The sequence below is a fragment of the Neolewinella aurantiaca genome, from assembly GCF_008014675.1.
Lineage (GTDB): Bacteria > Bacteroidota > Bacteroidia > Chitinophagales > Saprospiraceae > Neolewinella > Neolewinella aurantiaca.
On the sequence record NZ_VOXD01000036.1, the window covers coordinates 1 to 17,220 of the forward strand.

17 protein-coding genes are annotated in these 17,220 nt (G+C 53.9%); 9 read left to right on the plus strand and 8 right to left on the minus strand.

Annotated features, from left to right (window positions below):
- Nucleotides 1–284 precede the first annotated feature (284 nt).
- Complete coding sequence (locus FUA23_RS18565) at nt 285–827, plus strand: hypothetical protein (RefSeq protein ID WP_147932268.1); 543 nt, start codon at nt 285–287, stop codon at nt 825–827.
- Nucleotide 828: 1 nt separating this feature from the next.
- Here FUA23_RS18565 and rluF read toward each other — a convergent pair whose 3' ends face one another.
- Nucleotides 829–1,539, minus strand: coding sequence for a 23S rRNA pseudouridine(2604) synthase RluF (gene rluF / locus FUA23_RS18570; RefSeq protein ID WP_147932269.1), 711 nt, complete (start codon nt 1,537–1,539; stop codon nt 829–831).
- A gap of 1,736 nt (nt 1,540–3,275) precedes the next feature.
- On the opposite strand from rluF, the gene FUA23_RS22945 reads away from it, so the two are divergent.
- The 4 genes from FUA23_RS22945 (at nt 3,276) to FUA23_RS18590 (ending at nt 7,090) form a co-directional block, all read left to right on the plus strand.
- Entirely contained in the window at nt 3,276–4,187 is a 912-nt protein-coding gene (locus FUA23_RS22945; protein ID WP_147932270.1) for a DUF937 domain-containing protein, read from the plus strand.
- Between the two features lie 200 nt (nt 4,188–4,387).
- Nucleotides 4,388–5,419 (plus strand): DNA polymerase III subunit delta, encoded by a 1,032-nt coding sequence (holA, locus tag FUA23_RS18580; RefSeq protein WP_147932271.1) that lies wholly within the window; start codon nt 4,388–4,390, stop codon nt 5,417–5,419.
- Nucleotides 5,420–5,548: 129 nt separating this feature from the next.
- Nucleotides 5,549–6,565: a beta-ketoacyl-ACP synthase III gene (locus FUA23_RS18585; protein ID WP_147932272.1), complete on the plus strand. Its 1,017-nt coding sequence runs from the start codon at nt 5,549–5,551 to the stop codon at nt 6,563–6,565.
- A gap of 9 nt (nt 6,566–6,574) precedes the next feature.
- On the plus strand, nt 6,575–7,090 hold the full coding sequence (locus tag FUA23_RS18590; protein WP_147932273.1) for a P-loop NTPase family protein: 516 nt from the start codon (nt 6,575–6,577) through the stop codon (nt 7,088–7,090).
- On the opposite strand, the gene FUA23_RS18595 is transcribed toward FUA23_RS18590, so the two are convergent.
- Entirely contained in the window at nt 7,087–7,419 is a 333-nt protein-coding gene (locus FUA23_RS18595; protein WP_147932274.1) for a four-helix bundle copper-binding protein, read from the minus strand. The two genes, FUA23_RS18590 and FUA23_RS18595, sit on opposite strands and share 4 nt — an antisense overlap.
- 66 nt (nt 7,420–7,485) lie before the next feature.
- Between FUA23_RS18595 and FUA23_RS18600 the strand changes: the two genes are divergently transcribed.
- Nucleotides 7,486–8,805: a serine hydrolase domain-containing protein gene (locus FUA23_RS18600; RefSeq protein ID WP_147932275.1), complete on the plus strand. Its 1,320-nt coding sequence runs from the start codon at nt 7,486–7,488 to the stop codon at nt 8,803–8,805.
- 57 nt (nt 8,806–8,862) lie between these two features.
- Here the strand turns inward: FUA23_RS18600 and FUA23_RS18605 are convergent, their stop codons facing one another.
- The 3 genes from FUA23_RS18605 to FUA23_RS18615 all read right to left on the minus strand — a co-directional run bounded on the left by FUA23_RS18605 (nt 8,863) and on the right by FUA23_RS18615 (nt 12,103).
- Nucleotides 8,863–9,972, minus strand: coding sequence for an AAA family ATPase (locus tag FUA23_RS18605; protein ID WP_222707065.1), 1,110 nt, complete (start codon nt 9,970–9,972; stop codon nt 8,863–8,865).
- A 93-nt stretch (nt 9,973–10,065) separates the two neighbouring features.
- Nucleotides 10,066–11,334, minus strand: coding sequence for a DUF4350 domain-containing protein (locus FUA23_RS18610; RefSeq protein WP_147932276.1), 1,269 nt, complete (start codon nt 11,332–11,334; stop codon nt 10,066–10,068).
- A complete protein-coding gene (locus FUA23_RS18615; RefSeq protein WP_147932277.1) occupies nt 11,327–12,103 on the minus strand; it encodes a DUF4129 domain-containing protein in 777 nt (258 codons plus the stop codon). The genes FUA23_RS18610 and FUA23_RS18615 overlap by 8 nt, the downstream gene beginning before the upstream one ends.
- A 340-nt stretch (nt 12,104–12,443) precedes the next feature.
- Here FUA23_RS18615 and FUA23_RS18620 point away from each other — a divergent pair, with 340 nt between their 5' ends.
- A complete protein-coding gene (locus FUA23_RS18620; RefSeq protein WP_147932278.1) occupies nt 12,444–12,773 on the plus strand; it encodes a DUF2853 family protein in 330 nt (109 codons plus the stop codon).
- A gap of 94 nt (nt 12,774–12,867) precedes the next feature.
- Here FUA23_RS18620 and FUA23_RS18625 read toward each other — a convergent pair whose 3' ends face one another.
- The 3 genes from FUA23_RS18625 to FUA23_RS18635 all read right to left on the minus strand — a co-directional run bounded on the left by FUA23_RS18625 (nt 12,868) and on the right by FUA23_RS18635 (nt 15,617).
- Nucleotides 12,868–13,509 (minus strand): SDR family NAD(P)-dependent oxidoreductase, encoded by a 642-nt coding sequence (locus FUA23_RS18625; RefSeq protein ID WP_147932279.1) that lies wholly within the window; start codon nt 13,507–13,509, stop codon nt 12,868–12,870.
- Nucleotides 13,506–14,783: a M43 family zinc metalloprotease gene (locus tag FUA23_RS18630; RefSeq protein ID WP_147932280.1), complete on the minus strand. Its 1,278-nt coding sequence runs from the start codon at nt 14,781–14,783 to the stop codon at nt 13,506–13,508. The genes FUA23_RS18625 and FUA23_RS18630 overlap by 4 nt, the downstream gene beginning before the upstream one ends.
- Before the next feature lie 144 nt (nt 14,784–14,927).
- Nucleotides 14,928–15,617: an SDR family NAD(P)-dependent oxidoreductase gene (locus FUA23_RS18635; RefSeq protein ID WP_147932281.1), complete on the minus strand. Its 690-nt coding sequence runs from the start codon at nt 15,615–15,617 to the stop codon at nt 14,928–14,930.
- Between the two features lie 412 nt (nt 15,618–16,029).
- Between FUA23_RS18635 and FUA23_RS22435 the strand changes: the two genes are divergently transcribed.
- Both FUA23_RS22435 and FUA23_RS18640 read left to right on the plus strand, forming a co-directional pair.
- Nucleotides 16,030–16,170 (plus strand): hypothetical protein, encoded by a 141-nt coding sequence (locus FUA23_RS22435; RefSeq protein WP_187271126.1) that lies wholly within the window; start codon nt 16,030–16,032, stop codon nt 16,168–16,170.
- 79 nt (nt 16,171–16,249) lie between these two features.
- Entirely contained in the window at nt 16,250–17,218 is a 969-nt protein-coding gene (locus tag FUA23_RS18640; RefSeq protein ID WP_147932282.1) for a TOMM precursor leader peptide-binding protein, read from the plus strand.
- Nucleotides 17,219–17,220 lie beyond the last annotated feature (2 nt).

The window sequence follows — 17,220 nt, forward strand, 5'->3', positions numbered from 1 at the left end:
TGAGTACCGGTACGCACCAGCCACAGAATGGCGTCAAGTACATCCCGGAGTTGATGTTTTGTCTTGCGGTTGATTGGTAGATAATCTTTAACTTCGTTCCACTGGCTGTCAGTCAACCGAGTCCACTGCTTGGTCATATTTGTAGTGTTTAGCGACTTACAAGATACGACTGGCAGCCTTTATATCTAAATTTTCATAATTTTAGACACGCTCTAAGTAAACTGACATTCCTATTTATCCTCCCGATGCTATTCATCGGCTGTCCACAAAGTAATCAAGGGGGAATGTTCGGAGACGACGACGATGATGGCAGCGGCGGTGGGTCGATGAACGAATGCCCCGATGGCTTCGTTCGTATCGCTGACGACTGTGTTTGTGAATCCGATTTCCAATTTGGTGCTGAAGATTGCATAACATCAATAGATAGCGGATTCATGTATTCTCCCCTAGTTGGGTGCCCGGGAGGTATGGCTATTAAGCTAACTAATGATTTTAAACACAGAGTTGAGCTGTCGGGAGAGTCTTATGAAAGGTTTGGAATGTTTTTTATTCAACCTAGGAGAAATATTAGTGGCAATGAAATTACTCCAATATCTTATCTCAGTAAAAGCCTGGAAGCAGGAAAGGATAGTATTATTTTTGAACTGTCAATAGATAACTACTTTAGTTATGATACTTTAGCTTTTCTTCCCTCTTTCATCTTTCACGGAGTACGCGAAGATTCTACAAGCCTGAGGGGGACAATGTCTTGGGGAGAGCGTCTTGACTATTGGAAGTTTGGTGAAATCTACGGAAGTTGTGACGCTGTTTTTCAGCTGCCTGAATAACTTACCTCTCCGTATTAGCCATCAATACCTCCAACTCATCCTCCCGCAACTCCCGCCATTCGCCTACGGGCAATTTGTCCAGCCGGACATTCATGATGCGGATGCGCTTGAGTGTCTGCACCTCGAAGCCGAGGTATTCACACATCCGGCGGATCTGGCGGTTGAGGCCCTGGGTGAGGATGATTCTGAATTTGAATTTGCCTAGTTTTTCGACTTCGCACTTCTTCGTTACTTGGTCAAGGATAGGCAGGCCTCCGGCCATCCGCTTGATGAATTCACGGTTGATGGGCTTGTTGACGGTAACGATGTATTCTTTGTCGTGCGCGTTTTCGACGCGGAGGATTTTGTTGACGATGTCGCCGTCGTTGGTGAGCAGGATCAGTCCGGTAGAAGGCTTGTCGAGCCGGCCGATGGGAAAGATGCGTTCGGGGTAGTTGACGAAGTCGATGATGTTGGTCTTGTCCCGCCGGTCGGTGGTGCAGGTAATGCCCGGAGGCTTGTGCAGGGCGAGGTAAACGGCTGGGGGCTTAGAGGTGAGGGACTTCCCGTCGACGGTTACGTCGTCGCCGGGTTCTACGCGGTTGCCCTTGCGGGCAACGGTTCCGTTGAGCATAACCCTGCCGGCATCCAGCATTTTGTCGGCCTCCCTGCGGGAGCACATGCCGGTACCGGCAATGAATTTGTTGATGGAGGTGGAAGTATCGTTTGGCATAAGTAGCGAAATATTCAGGGCGCGGCCGCAGGATGCAGAGAAAGTTAAGGGGCTTGGTCTTAAAGGAGCAAGACTTCGTTTCCAGGGCGCAAGGTACAGGTTGTCGGGCTGGTCCCGTTTCCTTGAAGCGTTTTCGTGCGAATAACAGTGGTCCGCTACGGTTTGTAGCTAATGAGATGACTTTACTTCCGTGTCGGCAGGCAAGGTGAGACGGGCGGGAACGCGGAGTAATCGTTTCCTCCCCAAAGACTTCGCTTCTTCCCGTTTTGCCCGTTCATTTTTTCTTGATAAAAAACGAACCAAAAAATCAAGGCTGTGCCACCGGCTGGTCGTGGAATCCAGTTCTTGAAGCCTAAAATGGAAAAACTCGCGGCGGCGTTGGTCAGGTTGCTTCTAAACCCATCGGTTCGTTGAAATCTGGGTAGCTGCGTCCTATGCCTTGAGAACGCTCAGACAGTTTCCATTTTTAAACGGCTTCAAAAACCGGATTCTACTGCCGGTGCCAAGGCCGAAGCCGGAGTGTCGGAGCTCTGTGCTTTGCTTTGAATTGCGGGGCTTAGAGCATTCAGGAAAATCTTTGGTTCGGCCGCCTTCACCCCCGGGGAATAGCAGGGATAAGCGACCTCTGGTCGCGTAATTGGTACGTATGGATTTAATCGGAGTGAAACTCCTCCACCGACACTTTCGACTATAATCATTGCGAAGCGACTTTGGCCTTGGCTCCGGCCACTGATTCGGTTGCTGATGGCCGTTAAAAAAAGCAAACTGTATGAGCCAAAACCGAGTCGCTGCATTTCCGAAGGGCTTCGACTCCCGACGGTTCCAGACTTTGAAGGATCAGTTTGAGGCGAGTTTTTGCTTTTTAGGCCAGCAGTAACCGGATTAGTGATCAGCCGGAGGCACAGCCCGAGGGGTTTGCTTCTTTGCCCCGTCAAAGAAGGCCGCCGGCAGGCAAGGTGAGACGGGCGGTGACGCTAGCCTGCCACCGGTGCCCAAGGATTGTGCTTCTTCCCGTTTTGCCCGTTCATTTTTTTTTGATAAAAAACGAACCAAAAAATCAAGGCTGTGCCACCGGCTGATCGTGGAATCCAGTTCTTGAAGCCTAAAATGGAAAAACTCGCGGCGGCGTTGGTCAGGTTGCTTCTAAACCCATCGGTTCGTTGAAATCTGGGTTGCTGCGTCCTGGGCCTTGAGAACGCTCAGACAGTTTCCATTTTTAAACGGCTTCAAAAACCGGATTCCACTGCCGGTGCCAAGGCCGAAGCAAGAGGGACTGAACTCTGCGTTCCGCACTCTACACTTTGATTACTGAGCGAATATTTAGAATCCCGATCCGGTTTGGCTCTCCTGAAAACTGAAGTTTGGCATTGAAGGCCGCCGGCCGGCATGTTAGACGAGATATGACGCTGTTGTCACCCTGCAAGATTTGCTAAGCACGGAAGTAAAGTCATCTCATTGGCTATAAACTGTAGTGGACCATTGTTCTTCAAACGGCAAGCACTGCATCCTGCGGCCGCGCCCTGAATTATTCAATCTTAACGTTTACTCCGCAATTATTAGTTTTTCCTGCCGTTGTTAAGTCAGTCTCACGAAAAGACATACAGAGGCCCCGGCGCTTCTGAACACCTTACCGGAATCACCGATTCCGAAACCGATATAGAGTAGTTTGAATCTTTGTGCGGCAAACGGAATGAGTTTCGTTTGCCGCTTTTGTATTACGCCCGTATCTTACGGGCATGGATTTTTCACAACTACTACAGCAGCAGCTCAAAGAGCAGCTCAGCGGCGGCCTGATGGACGCGCTAACACAGCAAACCGGTACCGACCGGACTACAACGACAAAAGCTACCAGCGCCATCATTAGCACAATGATGGGAGCGCTGGCACGTAACGCCTCTACGCCACAGGGCGCTAATTCCTTATCCAACGCTCTTGACCGGGACCACGACGGAAGCATTCTGGACGTGATCGGTGGCCTGATGAAAGGCGGTCAGGAAGCACCGGGGCAAGGCCTGCCGACTGGCGGCGGCCTGATGGACCTGGTAACCGGTATGGCCGGCGGCGGAGGCGGAAACGCAGCTGGTGGCCTGCTTGGTAGCCTGCTGGGAGGTGTACTCGGCGGAGGGCAACAACAGCAACCACAAAGCAGTGGAGGCATTGGCGACTTGCTTGGCGGCCTGATGAGCGCGACCCAGGGTAGCGATGGTGGTGGTATCGGTGACCTCCTCGGTGGATTGCTGGGAGGAACCCAAACACCCGGCCACGACAAAATCCCTCCACAATTCCGCAAAACGGTAAACGGTGGCGGTATTCTGGACCACGTCCTCGGAGCACAAAAGACCGAAGCTGCAGAACAGATCAGCCAAACCAGTGGGCTCAGTATGAGCAAAGTATTGCCGCTTATGGCAACCCTGGCACCCATCCTGATGGGAATGCTCGGCAAAACCAAACGGCAAACCGGCACCGATGCCAGCGGCCTCGGCGGAGCCCTCATCGACATGGTGACCAAAAGCCAGAGCAACCCGCGCCAGAATGCTCCGGACCTCGGCCTGGCCGGAACCCTGCTTGACAGCAACGGCGACGGACAAATAATGGACGACCTTCTCGGGATGGGCGCTAAAATGCTGGGCGGTTACTTCTCGAAGTAGGAACCAGTACTATTCTTAAAATATCACTCGCTGACCCTGCGGTACCATTGGTGCTGCGGGGTCTTTCGTTTTGTGCTCTGCGGAGGGGAGGAAGTTGCTCCGGTCGGCCTGCACCTGCGTCTGCGCCTTCCGGGCGGCACTTTTATATTTATAGGCTGATCTCGGGGTAAAGCACCGCTTGTCTGGCTTACCTTTGCCGTATGGATTTTGCACCCCTCCTGAAAGCCATCAAAGGCAAAGATTTTGCTCCGTTGTACCTGCTGCACGGAGATGAGCCCTGGTTTATCGACCAGCTGGAGGCTGCCATCGAAGCCAACGCACTGCAGGAACACGAGCGATCCTTCAACCAAACCATCCTCTACGGCAAAGACACCGAGTACCTGCAGGTCATCGACGCTGCGCGTCGTTTCCCGATGATGGCCGAGCGGCAGTTGGTGATCCTCCGCGAAGCACAGGATATGCGGAGCCTCAAAGAACTGGCTGCGTACGCCGAAAAACCTTCGCCAACCACCGTGCTCGTGATTTGCCACAAGCACAAAAAACTGAACGGAAACACCGCCCTGGCCAAGAAGCTGAAGAAGAACGGCGTAGTTTTTGAAGCGAAAGCTCTCTACGAGAATAAAGTTCCTGGCTGGATCAGTACCTACCTGAAAGGCAAGAAGTACAGCATCGAACCGGAAGCCTCGAACCTGCTGGGTGAGTTCCTGGGCACAAGCCTGGGGAAAATCAGTAACGAACTGGATAAACTGATTATTAACCTGAAGCCAGGAACTACCATCACGGCTAAGATCGTAGAAGACCAGGTTGGCGTTAGCAAAGATTATAATGTCTTCGAGTTGCAAAAAGCCATCGGCCACCGCGATGTAGTGAAGGCCACCCGGATCGTCAACTATTTCAAGGCTAACCCTAAGGCCGGGCCCCTGCCGATGGTGATGGGGAGTTTGTACAACTATTTTAGCAAGGTGTTTTGCCTCAAGGAACTGCACCGCAAGCGGGCGAGTAAGCAGGAAATCATGAAGGCCCTCAGTCTTCGGTTCGATTTTTTTCTGCAGGACTACGAGAAGAGCGCGCGCAATTACTCAGCGCACGGCATTACCCGAGTGTTCTCGCTTTTACGTGAATACGACCTCAAGAGTAAGGGGGTAGAGAGTAATCTGGCCGGCAAGCAAGAGAACGAGCTACTGAAAGAATTGGTCTGGAAGATGATGAACGTAGAGCAATTGCCCGCCTAGAAATACACCCGGCTTGTCCGACCTGGCCTTAAAGCGGCTCTTAGCCGTCGGTTTTCATCGTCTATACTGGTTGTCTTAACAACTGTATCCTTGCTATCTTGCGGCCCCTAACTGAACCACCACCAATTTATGTCTAAAATTCGCGCTGCCATTACTGGCGTCCACGGTTACGTACCAGACTATGTACTGACGAACGAAGAGCTCGCCACCATCGTGGACACTAACGATGAATGGATAACCTCGCGTACGGGAATCAAAACCCGGCACATCCTGAAAGGAGAAAATCAGGGTACATCGGTCATGGTTGTTGAGGCTCTTAAAGGCCTGCTGAAGAAAACAGACACCAACCCGGAAGATATCGATCTCGTAATCTGTGCCACCGTAACCGGTGACGCAATCTTCCCCGATACCGCCAATATTGCGACCTACAAAACAGGTATGGTCAATGCCTTCGGCTTTGACCTTAACGCTGCCTGTAGCGGATTCCTCTATGCGCTGACGGTAGGCGCCAAGATGATCGAAGGCGGAATGCACAAGAAAGTTATTGTAGTGGGAGCCGACAAGATGAGCTCCATTATCGACTATACGGATCGGACAACCTGCGTAATTTTCGGAGACGGCGGCGGAGCTGTACTGCTGGAGCCTACCACCGAGGACGTTGGCGTTATCGATTACCAACACCACGGAGACGGAAGCGGCGAAAAACACCTTTACCTCATCGCCGGTGGGTCGCGGAAACCCGCGACCGTCGATTCGGTCATGTCACGCGAGCACTTCGTTACGCAAAACGGCCGCCCCGTCTTCAAGGCTGCCGTTTCGGGAATGAGCGACGTCGTGAAAAAAATCATGGCCCGCAACAACCTCGATGCCGAAAACCTCGATTGGCTCGTACCCCATCAGGCCAATATCCGCATCATCCAAACGGTCAGCAGAATGGCGGAATTTCCGATGGAGAAGGTGATGCAAAACATCCAGCGGTATGGTAACACCACCGCCGGAACACTGCCCCTGTGCCTGCACGACTACGAACCCCAACTCAAGAAGGGGGATACGCTTGTACTCACCGCCTTCGGCGGTGGCTTCACCTGGGGAGCGCTCTACCTGAAGTGGGCCTACGACGGCGACAAGGTTAAGCGCCTCGACTAAGACCTTACGATGGAACGTGTGTTAATCCTCGGTTGCTCCGGCTCCGGAAAATCAACCCTGGCCCGGCAGCTGGGGGAGCGCACCGGCCTGCCCGTTATCCATCTGGATCACGAGTACTTCGGCCCGGACTGGAAGGAGCCCAGGCGTGAAGACTGGGGTGATACGGTAACTAAACTGGCTGCCCGCGACCGCTGGCTGATGGACGGCAACTACTCCGGCACCTTCCCGCTGCGCATGCCGCGAGCCGATACTATTATCTTTCTCGATCAACCTACGTGGCGTTGCCTTTGGCGGGTGATTATGCGAACCCTCCGGCATTACGGGAAGGTCCGCCCGGGCTCGGCGCCGGGCTGCCGGGAGCGGTTTGATCGTCACTTTTTGCACTACGTAGCTACCTACAACCTGACCCGAAGACCGAAGATTTCCGCTGCTCTTGCGGATCAGCGAAAACTGGGTAAAGCCGTTTTTCACCTGCGAAGCCGCAACGGGCTCAAGGCATTGTTAGAAGCCGGAGCTCTGGTTTAAGCGGCGGCTACCTGACGACAGGCTTCGGCGCAGCGGCGGCAGCTTTCGGCGCAGGCTTTACAATGATCGTGGTCGTGGGCGCCGCATTGTTCGGCACAATAGTCGCATATTTCAGCGCAAAGGCGGCAGTATTCGGGAGCCCATTTGCTTTCTGAGGCGAGCATTTTGATGCACGCGAGGCAGCTTTCCACACACTGTACACAGCAGTACGGGCAGTCGTTCATGCTGTCTTTTCCTGCCATTTTGGTAATGCACACCTGGCAGTCAACCAGGCACTTCTGACACGCCTCGATGCATTCCTGATAGTTGGGTTTGATTAAAGTACTCATGCTTAAGGTTTTATTGCTGGAACGGGAAGAGTGGGCCGGATTGTTCGCATTGCTTACCTTGCGGCCATGCGTATTTCTCTTGCTCTTCGTCGTTTTCTTACCCTGCTTGTCCTGCTGGTAGTCCTTGTGTTTGCTGCTTTTCTGTGGTTCAAACCGTTACTGAACATTGGTGCCGGCTATGCCGCCAAACACGCCTGCAGTTGTCATTTTCTGCAGGGCCGTGAACTGGAAGAGATTCGTGAGCACGACCTGAATTTTTCGGTTCTGGGCATGGTGGGGCTCGAAGTATCCGGTAACGAAGTGGAGAGTTCTTTCTTTGGCCTGGTGGATCGGCGAGCGGTGTTCCGCGAAGGCGTGGGGTGTACCCTGATCAACGACGAAGAAAAGCCATTGGCGGAAGTCAAGGGCGCGGCCGCAGGTGCAAAAAAGGTTGAAGGAGCACTGGTCACTGGCCCCGCTGCCCTTACCGAAGCGTTGGACTTCGGTATGGCGCCTGTCCCCGGCGGCGCAGCCCGCGGACTGGTTGTTATGCAAAACGGTGAAATCATTGCCGAACGCTACGCTCCGGGCTACGATCAAAATACGCTGCTCCTCGGCTGGTCGATGACCAAGACGCTAACGGCCCTCACGTTGGGCAAGGCGTTGGAAGACGAACTTGCCAGCGGCGTATCACCGGAAGAATTGGTCGCTACCGATCACCTCTTCCCTGAGGTGTGGACCGACTCCGCCCGGCAGCTGGTAACCATCGCGGATCTGCTGCACATGAACTCCGGCTTGTCCTGGAACGAGGGCTACGGTAGCCTCACCGACGCTACCATCATGCTCCACGAGATGCCCGATATGGCCGCATACGCAATCGCTGCACCTGCGGTCGCGCCCCGAAACACCGTCTGGAACTACTCGAGCGGAACCACAAACATCATAGCCGAAATTGCAAGCCGTCGGGGAGGCGAATCGTCCTTCGCCGACCTGTACCACGAGTTGTTCAGCGACGTTGCTCCGAGCCTGCTCATCGAGCCGAGTCAGGCGGGCCTTCCCGTTGGTAGTTCCTACGGTTGGGCCACGGCCCGCGACTGGGCCAACCTCGGTCAGTTTATGCTGCAGGATGGCATATGGAACGGCGATACACTACTCACGCCCGGCTGGATAGACTATCTGCGCAAACCAGTCACCGGATCCGAAGGAACCTACGGCGGCCAAACCTGGCTCCCGGGGCCGGATATGCCCTCCCTCCCCAAAGACGCCTTCCTGATGCGTGGTTTTCAAGACCAGCGGGTGTTCGTCATTCCCTCCCGCAATCTGGTGATTGCCCGGCTTGGCCACGGAGAGGATAAGAGTACTGATTTCGACGGGTTGGTAGCGAGATTGATGGATGTAATAGATTGACAGGGCCTGCCGCCCATACCGAGCGCAGCGCGCATCCATATGCGGTAGCACTACCCACTACCTGGGGACCTCGATTCCCCGCAAAATTTCGGCAATTACATCTTTAGCGCCAAAGCCTTCCATCTCTCGTTCCGGCGTAAGGATGATCCGGTGATTGAGGACAGGGTAGGCGACCTGCTGAATATCATCCGGTGTAACGAAATCGCGACCGGCGAGCGCCGCTACAGCCTTGGAAAGACGCAGGATGGCGAGCGACGCCCGGGGGCTGGCGCCGAGGTAGAGGTCCGGGTGCGTCCGGGTGCGGTGGACGAGCGCGGCGATATAGTCGAGCAGTTCATCCCGGATGAAGACTTTTTCGATGAGCGCAGCATACTTCGCGATCAGTTCTTTGGTGAAGACGGGTTTTACGTCTTCCTGCTGTGTCTGGCGAAAATCGTTGCGGAAGCGATAAAGGATTTCCTTCTCTTCTTCCATGTCCGGGTAATCGATGATGATACGGACGAGGAAACGGTCGAGCTGGGCTTCGGGAAGCCGGTAGGTTCCTTCCTGTTCAATGGGGTTCTGAGTGGCAATCACGAAGAAAGGGTCTTCCATCGTGTAGGTTTCACCGTCGGCGGTAATCTGTTGTTCAGCCATGACCTCAAACAAAGCTGCCTGGGTTTTAGCCGGCGCCCGGTTGATTTCATCGATGAGCACGATGTTGGAGAAAACCGGCCCTTTAGTGAACTGAAACTTCGAGTCGGCCATGTTGAAGACGGTGGTGCCAGTCACGTCACTCGGCATCAGGTCGGGGGTGAACTGGATGCGGGAATAGTCGGCCGCTACGGTTTTAGCCAGTAGTTTGGCGATCATCGTTTTGGCGATTCCGGGTACACCCTCTACCAGTACATGGCCGCCAGCCAGGAGGGACGCGATGAGAAGATCGATGAATTCCTTTTGGCCGACTACGAGCTTACCGATCTCGGCGCGGACAGCAATTGCTGCCTGATGCAATTCATCGAGGTCGATACGATCAGCCGGAGCCATTGCGTGAGCGATTTCATCTTCCGGTAATGCATCAGGGACCAGTTCTCCGAGGGACTCCTCCAGCGGAGTCTCGTAGCCTTCCGGAGGGGTAGTAGGAGTGAGGTCTTGGTCTTGGCCGGGGATTTCGTCTTCGGGGAACATGTTTATCAGTTAGTAGTGGGTAGAAAGTAGTCGGTAGGTTCGGTTGTTGAAAGGGAGGGAGGTCAAAGGTTTGGCTCTCCTTGTCTGCAACCGCTACAACCTGTAAAGTGGTTCGATGGCTCGGTAGAAGCGGACCAACTCTCCGTCGGTGAGGTGTTTTTTTGACTGAACGAAACGAATTTCCGCGAGCGCCCGGTGGGCGATTTCTTCGTCTCCACCGATGAGTTCGGCCAGGTTTTTCGGAGGAGGCTCGCCTTCCTTCCAGCGTACGGTGAAGCGGTCTTGCAGGAAAAAGCGCAGGCTGGCCAGTTCCTGGCGGGCCAGAGCTATATGGTGACCCTTTTGGAAGACCAATCGGCTGATGGTGTCGATGAAGCGCTTGCTCGAGTTCTCCCGACGATTGATAATGGGGATGATGCGCTGCCGGCGCTTGCCCCTGAAAATTACGTAAAGGAGGGTGGCGAGCAGTAAGGTGTACCAGGCCAGCGCGAGGGGCGGCTGCTCCTGAATGTAGCTCAGTGCTTCGTTGCCGGTGAGGAGGTTTCGGCCGCCGCTGTAGCCTTGTCCCTGGTTATTGTTGGCCTGGCGGTTACGCTGGCGGGCCACGGAGGGCGGTACGCGACTTACTTCGTCCCAGTAAACCGGACCATCGTCGAGGATGGAAAGAACAGCCTCGGCGTATTCGTGCTGCAGGCTATCGACGAGGTAATAATTAGTGAAGAAAACGGGGTTGTTGTGGAAGTAGAAACTACCGTCTCCCCAACCCAGTCGGGTAAAGTTTATGTTGTAGTCGTCCAGCGTACCGAGCACCTCGTTGTCGAGCAATGTGTCGCACAGCATTCCTCCGTTGAGGTAGCGGGTTGTCCGGTTGTAGGGCTCGTAGTCGTAGATGTTGAAGAGGGTGTAATCATGACTGTCCAGTTGCATCGTGACGGTGTCGATACTGAGGAAACCGATGCGTTCGCTGTCGTTGTAGAAACTGTAATAGCAGTCGTTGCCGAAGAGGTGCCGGGCGAGGTCTTCGGGCAGGTCGTTTGCGGCAATAAACGCGGTGTTGCCCCGCTCTACGAAGTCGAGTAGTTGGGTTACCGACCGTTCGTTGTAGTACGAGTATTCTCCGATGAAAATGTAGTTGGCTGAATTAGCTGCTGCGTCCTGCAGGGAAGCAAGGCTGTCTTCGACGAACACCAGGCTTTCGGGCCGGGCTTCGAGGAGTTCGTACAGAACGAAGAGATCGTAGGGTTGCTTTTTGTCGTAGCGGTAGGTTTCCTGCCAATTGGTCCAGCAGCCAGAACATCCGGAAACGAATACGACTACACAGGCGTAGAAGAGGAGTTGTGTAAATCGTCCGGCCCTATTCATGCGAAGCGGATTTTGCTGTTGCGGCCTGAATTGCTGCGTTCAGGGTCGTGAACTTGCGGTGGACGAGGCGGTAGCTGAGCCGCTCGATGGGGTATTTGCCATACCAGTAGCGTTCGTAGTCGGCGGTTACCTCCCGGAAGTCCTGAAGGAAATCACTGCGGCGCAGTTGGTTTTGGTAGTCGCGGTTGCTGAAGTCACGACGGTACCTGATGAGGCCCCCGTCCTGAAGTTCTTTCAGCAATTGGATATAGAGCAGCCGTACCGCGATATCGAACTGGCCCGCGTTTTCGGCTCTTTGCAGCAGGGTGAGCGATACGCCTTCGGCGACCAATTGTTCTTCTTCAATTTCGGAAATGTTGATCTCGTCCTGATCGTCTTCTTTTCCTTTGGTACGTTTGCGCATGTCCACATCGCCGAGCATCCGGTAGATCAGGTAACCGAGCCCGGCAATAAGAATGGCAAGGATCAGAAGGGTCGTACCGTCTGAAAGGTCAATTTTCCAGTTTTCATAGCTGCCCAGACTATCGAACCAGTCGAAGGGATCTTCCTCTTCGACTTCTTCCTCAATTTCTTCTTCCTCTTTTTCTTTGACGAAACTAAGGTCGTCCATCAACTCTTTGTGGCGGTCGGCGGGGAAGACCGGGCTGGCGGCCTGTTGGCCGACCAGAGGATGGAAGCCCAAACCGACGCCCGCAAGCACTAAGAGCCGTACCTGCGGTACGGACCGCAGTATAATTCTGAGCAGGAAATGACGGAGGATTTGGTGCATATTAGTTTCGGAAGGGAAAGATACGGCAGGGGCGGGAAACGGAATGGGTGGCGGAAAATCTTTATCCGGGTCATCCGGTTCATCCTTCCGAAGGGTGAAAGAGAGGAGCTTGCGGAATGTCCATGGCCTTTATCCTTTTTTTGCACCTGCGGCTGCGCCGGAAAGTATTTCCTGAGGATGTGGCTTTAATCCTCCTGTTTTGGAATACTATACCCATATTTTAGAATTAACTGCAAGCAATTATAACATTTGACCAAATTTTCGCATTATTGTTGAAATATTTCCACCCATAATCGCCGAGAAGGCTCATTTGCCCTCAACGCACAAATTCTATTACCACATGAGTAAATTCGATGAGAAGCTGGCCACCTACGAAGAGGCCCTGAAGAAACTCGATCCTAAGGCTGATATGGACCTCCTCCGTAAAGTAACCAAAGGCCTGGGCCCTTCGATTTATAACAACGACAGCAACAAGGTTGCCTGCAGCCAAAAGACAGAACTGGAGCGTGTAGTCAAGAACTACTGCGAAAAGAAACTTGGCGTCAGCGCTGAGGATGGCGACAAGGCGGTTAAGGCTGCCTGCGAGAAGTACACTGAGCGGGCCAAGCACCGCGCCGTATTCTACTACCTCGTTTGTAAGGACCTCGGCAAGGAAAGCGTTTACGCTTGATGATCAGGACGTCTTAGACATCCCCACATCGGTAAAAGCCCAACGGACTTCGGTTCGTTGGGCTTTTCTGATAATACGAGGTCTGCTGTTTTTTTTATACGACGACCCTGCCCGTGATTCCGCTTCGCACAGACGTCCAGACGGCTTCAGCTACCGTCTCTGGTGCGAGGATGTCGGCGGGTGGTTCTTCGTTGTTCCAGCTGGAGGTGAGCGTGGCTCCCGGGGCCACAAGGGTGGTCTTTACGTTGCTGTTGAGTAGCTCCGATTCCCAGCCGAGATAGAGTCCGCGGAGGGCGTATTTGGTGGCCACGTAAGCCGTGAGGTGCGGTGGTTGAAAATCGGTGCCCCGCGAGCCGATTACCACCAGGTGGCCGGATGGCTGTTGCCGTACAGCGGGTAATAAGCGTCGTGCCAGTTGGTGGTTTGCCCAGACGTTCACCCGCCACAGCCGTCCGTAGATGTCTTCTTCGCCGAGTAAATGGCCCGGAGCAAAGATTGCTGCGTTCAGCACAATTGCGTCGTAGGGATGAACAGGGATCGACGCAATTCCGGCGTCGGTGCCTAGGTCGGCAGTGATGGTGGTGACCTGCTGACCTGAAAACGCTTTTTTCATGGCCAGCAAATCTGCCTGAGTGCGGGCAACGGCCGTCACGGTCCAGCCCTCCCGGGCAAAGCGTTCTGCACAGGCCCGGCCAATACCTTTGGTGGCTCCGGTAATCAGTACGTGTTTGCTCATTCCGCAACGTTTAGCAGCGTTGCCGCCGGATCAGTTACAACCTCGCCGCGGTGGCCGCTTTCGGCCACGCCTACGCGGATGCCCGCCCATGTCCCTCCACAACTGTTGTGAATTACAGCCTTGGGCCCAAGGATCAGCGTTGCGCCGGGGTCTACGTGAATCGCCGCTCTTTCCGGCAGGTGAACCCGGTTGTTGATGCGAAGAGTATAGCCCCGCCGGACATAGATGTCGCTGTTGAAATCTCTTTCGCCTTCCCAGTTCAGGTCTTTGGTGACACGAATCGACTCGGTGTTTGCGTAGTCGCACCAGCGGGGGAGTAGCCACTTTCGTTGGCGGCCTGTGATGTTGGTCATGTGCGCGTGCATTCTTCCGATCTGGCACGGGGTCAGGGCTTGCTGATCTTTACTGTAATCCATGAGGTTGTTGCTCGTCTTTCCCGGCCCGTAGTTGTCGCCATGCTGGCTCCAGGCATTGTTTTTGTGGGGTGGTGTGTCGTCGCAGCCATCGTTGCCCCACGCATGGTTCAGGCCCAAGGCGTGTCCGATTTCGTGGGCCAGAATACCCCGCAATTCCCAGGGCTTGCGGTTACTCTCCAGCCAGCCGGTGATCTTGATGGCGTCACCGAGGTAGATGCCATCGGTGCCGGGAGATCTGAAGGTTTTACTTGTCAGGCTGTCGCGGGGCGGGCCCATGATGAAGATGTTCAGCACGCTATCTCGGTTTACGGCATACTTTTCGATCACCTTACGGCTGGCGCGGTTACGGTTACGACCGTTGTGGAGGTAGCCATACAGCTCGTCGTCGTAGTGTTCGTAGATGGCATGTTCGTTCGTTCCGGGTTTCTTGGGGATGTTGAAATGCAGGCGCCGGGGCAGAGCACTTACTTCCATTCCTTCCGGGGTCAGCCAAAGCTCCGGAGTTTTGCCGATCAGGTCATTGGTATAAAGCAGGACTTCTTTTATGTTGTCTATCGCCTTTTGCCCGTAAAGTGGGTAAAGGGTGTCTGAGCTGTTCATGATGTGGAAGTTCACGTGGAGATACCGCATCGGGAGATACCGCTCGTTGGTAGTGTCGGGTATGTAATGTTCCGGCGTTACTCCACGTTGCCTTGCGAAGGTGTATTCCGCGGGGCGCTGTACGTTATCCGGCCGGTAACGTTCGTATTCAAACGGCGTGTCTTCACGCAATTCGACCACAGTACTTGCAGTGGTGGGTTTAGGCTTACAGGCGAAGGCCAGAAGCGGGAGCAGTAGCAGAATCAGATAGCGGGGCATACTTTAAGATAATTATTCTTATTACATGACGCTATAATGCCCGTTTTGGTTATTACGGGATCGTTAAATAGTCTGCTCCTGTTTGGTGTAGAAAGGTGTTCCGGGAAGGAAGTTTAGGGGCGCAGACGCGGGTGCAGTGCAGGGTTAAACGACCGATAGGCCTCCGTCCATCCCGATTACCTGCCCGGTAACAAAGGCTGCTTTGTCACTCAGCAGAAAGGCGGCCATTGCCGCAATTTCTGAAGCGTCGGCTACCCGGTTGAGGGGGTGGCGGTTGGCGCTTGCTTCACGTTTTTCGTCGGTGGCCAGCAATTTCCCGGCCAGTGGAGTGTCGGTGAGCGATGGCGCAATGGCGTTTACCCTGATGTTGGGCGCGTACTCTGCCGCCAGGCTGCGGGTGAGTCCTTCCACGGCCCCCTTTGCGGCGGCGACGCCCGCATGGAATGGCATTCCGCGCTGCACGGCTACGGTCGAGAAAAAGACAACGGCGGCTTTATCAGACTTCTTCAGCGTTCGCTCGGCCGCCTGCATGCAGCGGATGGCACCAACGACATTGAGTTCGAATGCCTCCCGGAAGGCCGGGGCCTTGAGGCTGCGGAAAGACTTCAGGTCGATACTCCCCGGGCAATACACCAGGCCGTCGAGTTGCTCCGGAATGGCTTCTTTGGGCGGGTCTTCGTCTCCGGTTACGTCGTAGCTGGTAAACTGAACCGTTGCGGGAAGGTCCCGCTCCTGCCGTGCCCAAACGGAGACATTATGTCCTTCATTTAAGAGTTGATCCACTAAGGCGCGTCCGATGCCGGAGCTTCCGCCGATGATAAGGTAGGTTGCCATTGTCGCTTTGTTTTTTAGCGGAACGGCGGGCGGCGAATTTGGTTGCGACGGCGGCCTCAGGCCGCCCTGGCCGGGGCCGGTTTTTGGAGGTTTTCCGTGGCGGTGATGCCCCTGATTAAGTCGTTTTTGTGCTGGTTAAGGCTCGCAGAATTGGAGTTGAATTAAAAATGTAATGATCTTGTATTCAGCGTGTTGTAATTTTTGAATGCGAGTAAATGTTCATTTTGGAGTAAGATGGCAGACAAAATAATGTCGTGGCGATGGCTCTTTTCCCGTCCCAACTTTACATCGTCAGCAGAGGGATAGTGCACGATTGTTTTTGTCTGGCGTGTGGGCTTTAAGCCTACAATGGGAGGTACGCTGAAAATCCCATGTATTTCAAGAGTAGGCATCATTCATAAACCAGTATATCATGAGAATCACCAAGTTACTCAAAGGCAAAGAGATCGGCAAATCCATCGTAGCCGCAGGTTGCACCTGTAACACCTGTACCTGTTCCTGTTCCTGCTGTTGGGGCGGCGGCAGCGCTGAAGTTTCCCTTCAGGCTAACTAGAGCTACCCAAACTATGCCCCGCCGTTCGGTACGCGGCGGCGGGGCCTTTTTTCTCCACCTGAATTTAAGATAGTAAACCATGTACGACATCACGAATTACGATATAATAAAGGACGATGTAAACGACGTTTTCCAGGTCCGCACCAAAGCCAACGTTTTTTTAATCAGCTTTGATGATCCTGAGAAACAGGAACTTTTTGCAGTATTCTGCGATCTGGTAAAGGGCAATAAGGTCAGCTACCAAAAAATCTACCGCGAGCTCACTTCCCGCTATGCGGAGGATAAAGTGCTCGATGTTCTTTCTGAGCTCAAGGAGTATGAACTCCTTCCTCAGGAAATCAACCAGTTGGCTTTCGACGAAACAGGAATTACCGAAGAAGCCACCGCTTACCTCGCTCGTTTCAAGAAGAGTATTCTATTTATCGGTGGCGACAAACTGGGCGTTCCTTTTGTCGAAAAAGCAAAGCGGGAAGGCTACACCAGCGTGAGCCACCTTAACCGCAAGAACTGCGATTTCGAGGCAATTGAAGCAGGGATGGCCGCTGCTGATTTTATCATCGTTGATGGCTACGAGTACAACCCTTCACTCCTTAAACTGATCAACGAGCTGGCGATCCGGCTGGACAAACCCTGGCTGCTCGTTGGAGGCATCGAGGGAACGGAACTTAACGTAGGCCCGATGTTCTACGCCAAAGAAACCGGATGCTACGAATGCCTGCACCGCCGGCGACTCAGCCAGGATGAAGGTCTGGCTTTTAATCAGGTTTACCACCAGCACCTGGAGGACAAAGAGCTTACCGGACAGCCGGATCAGTTCATCGACAACGGGATCCTGATCGACCTCACGCTCAACTATGTATTCATCGAAATGAGCAAGTACCTCGCAGAGTGGTCCGTACCCGAAACCTGGAAAGCGATGCTGCTGATCGACCTGTTCAGCTACAAGATGCGCAAGCACCACCTGCTCAAGGTACCCTACTGCGAAAGCTGCAACCCGCAGGTTCGTCACAACCTCGCTCCCTGGCTCGAAGCCGTCACCCTCAAATAATC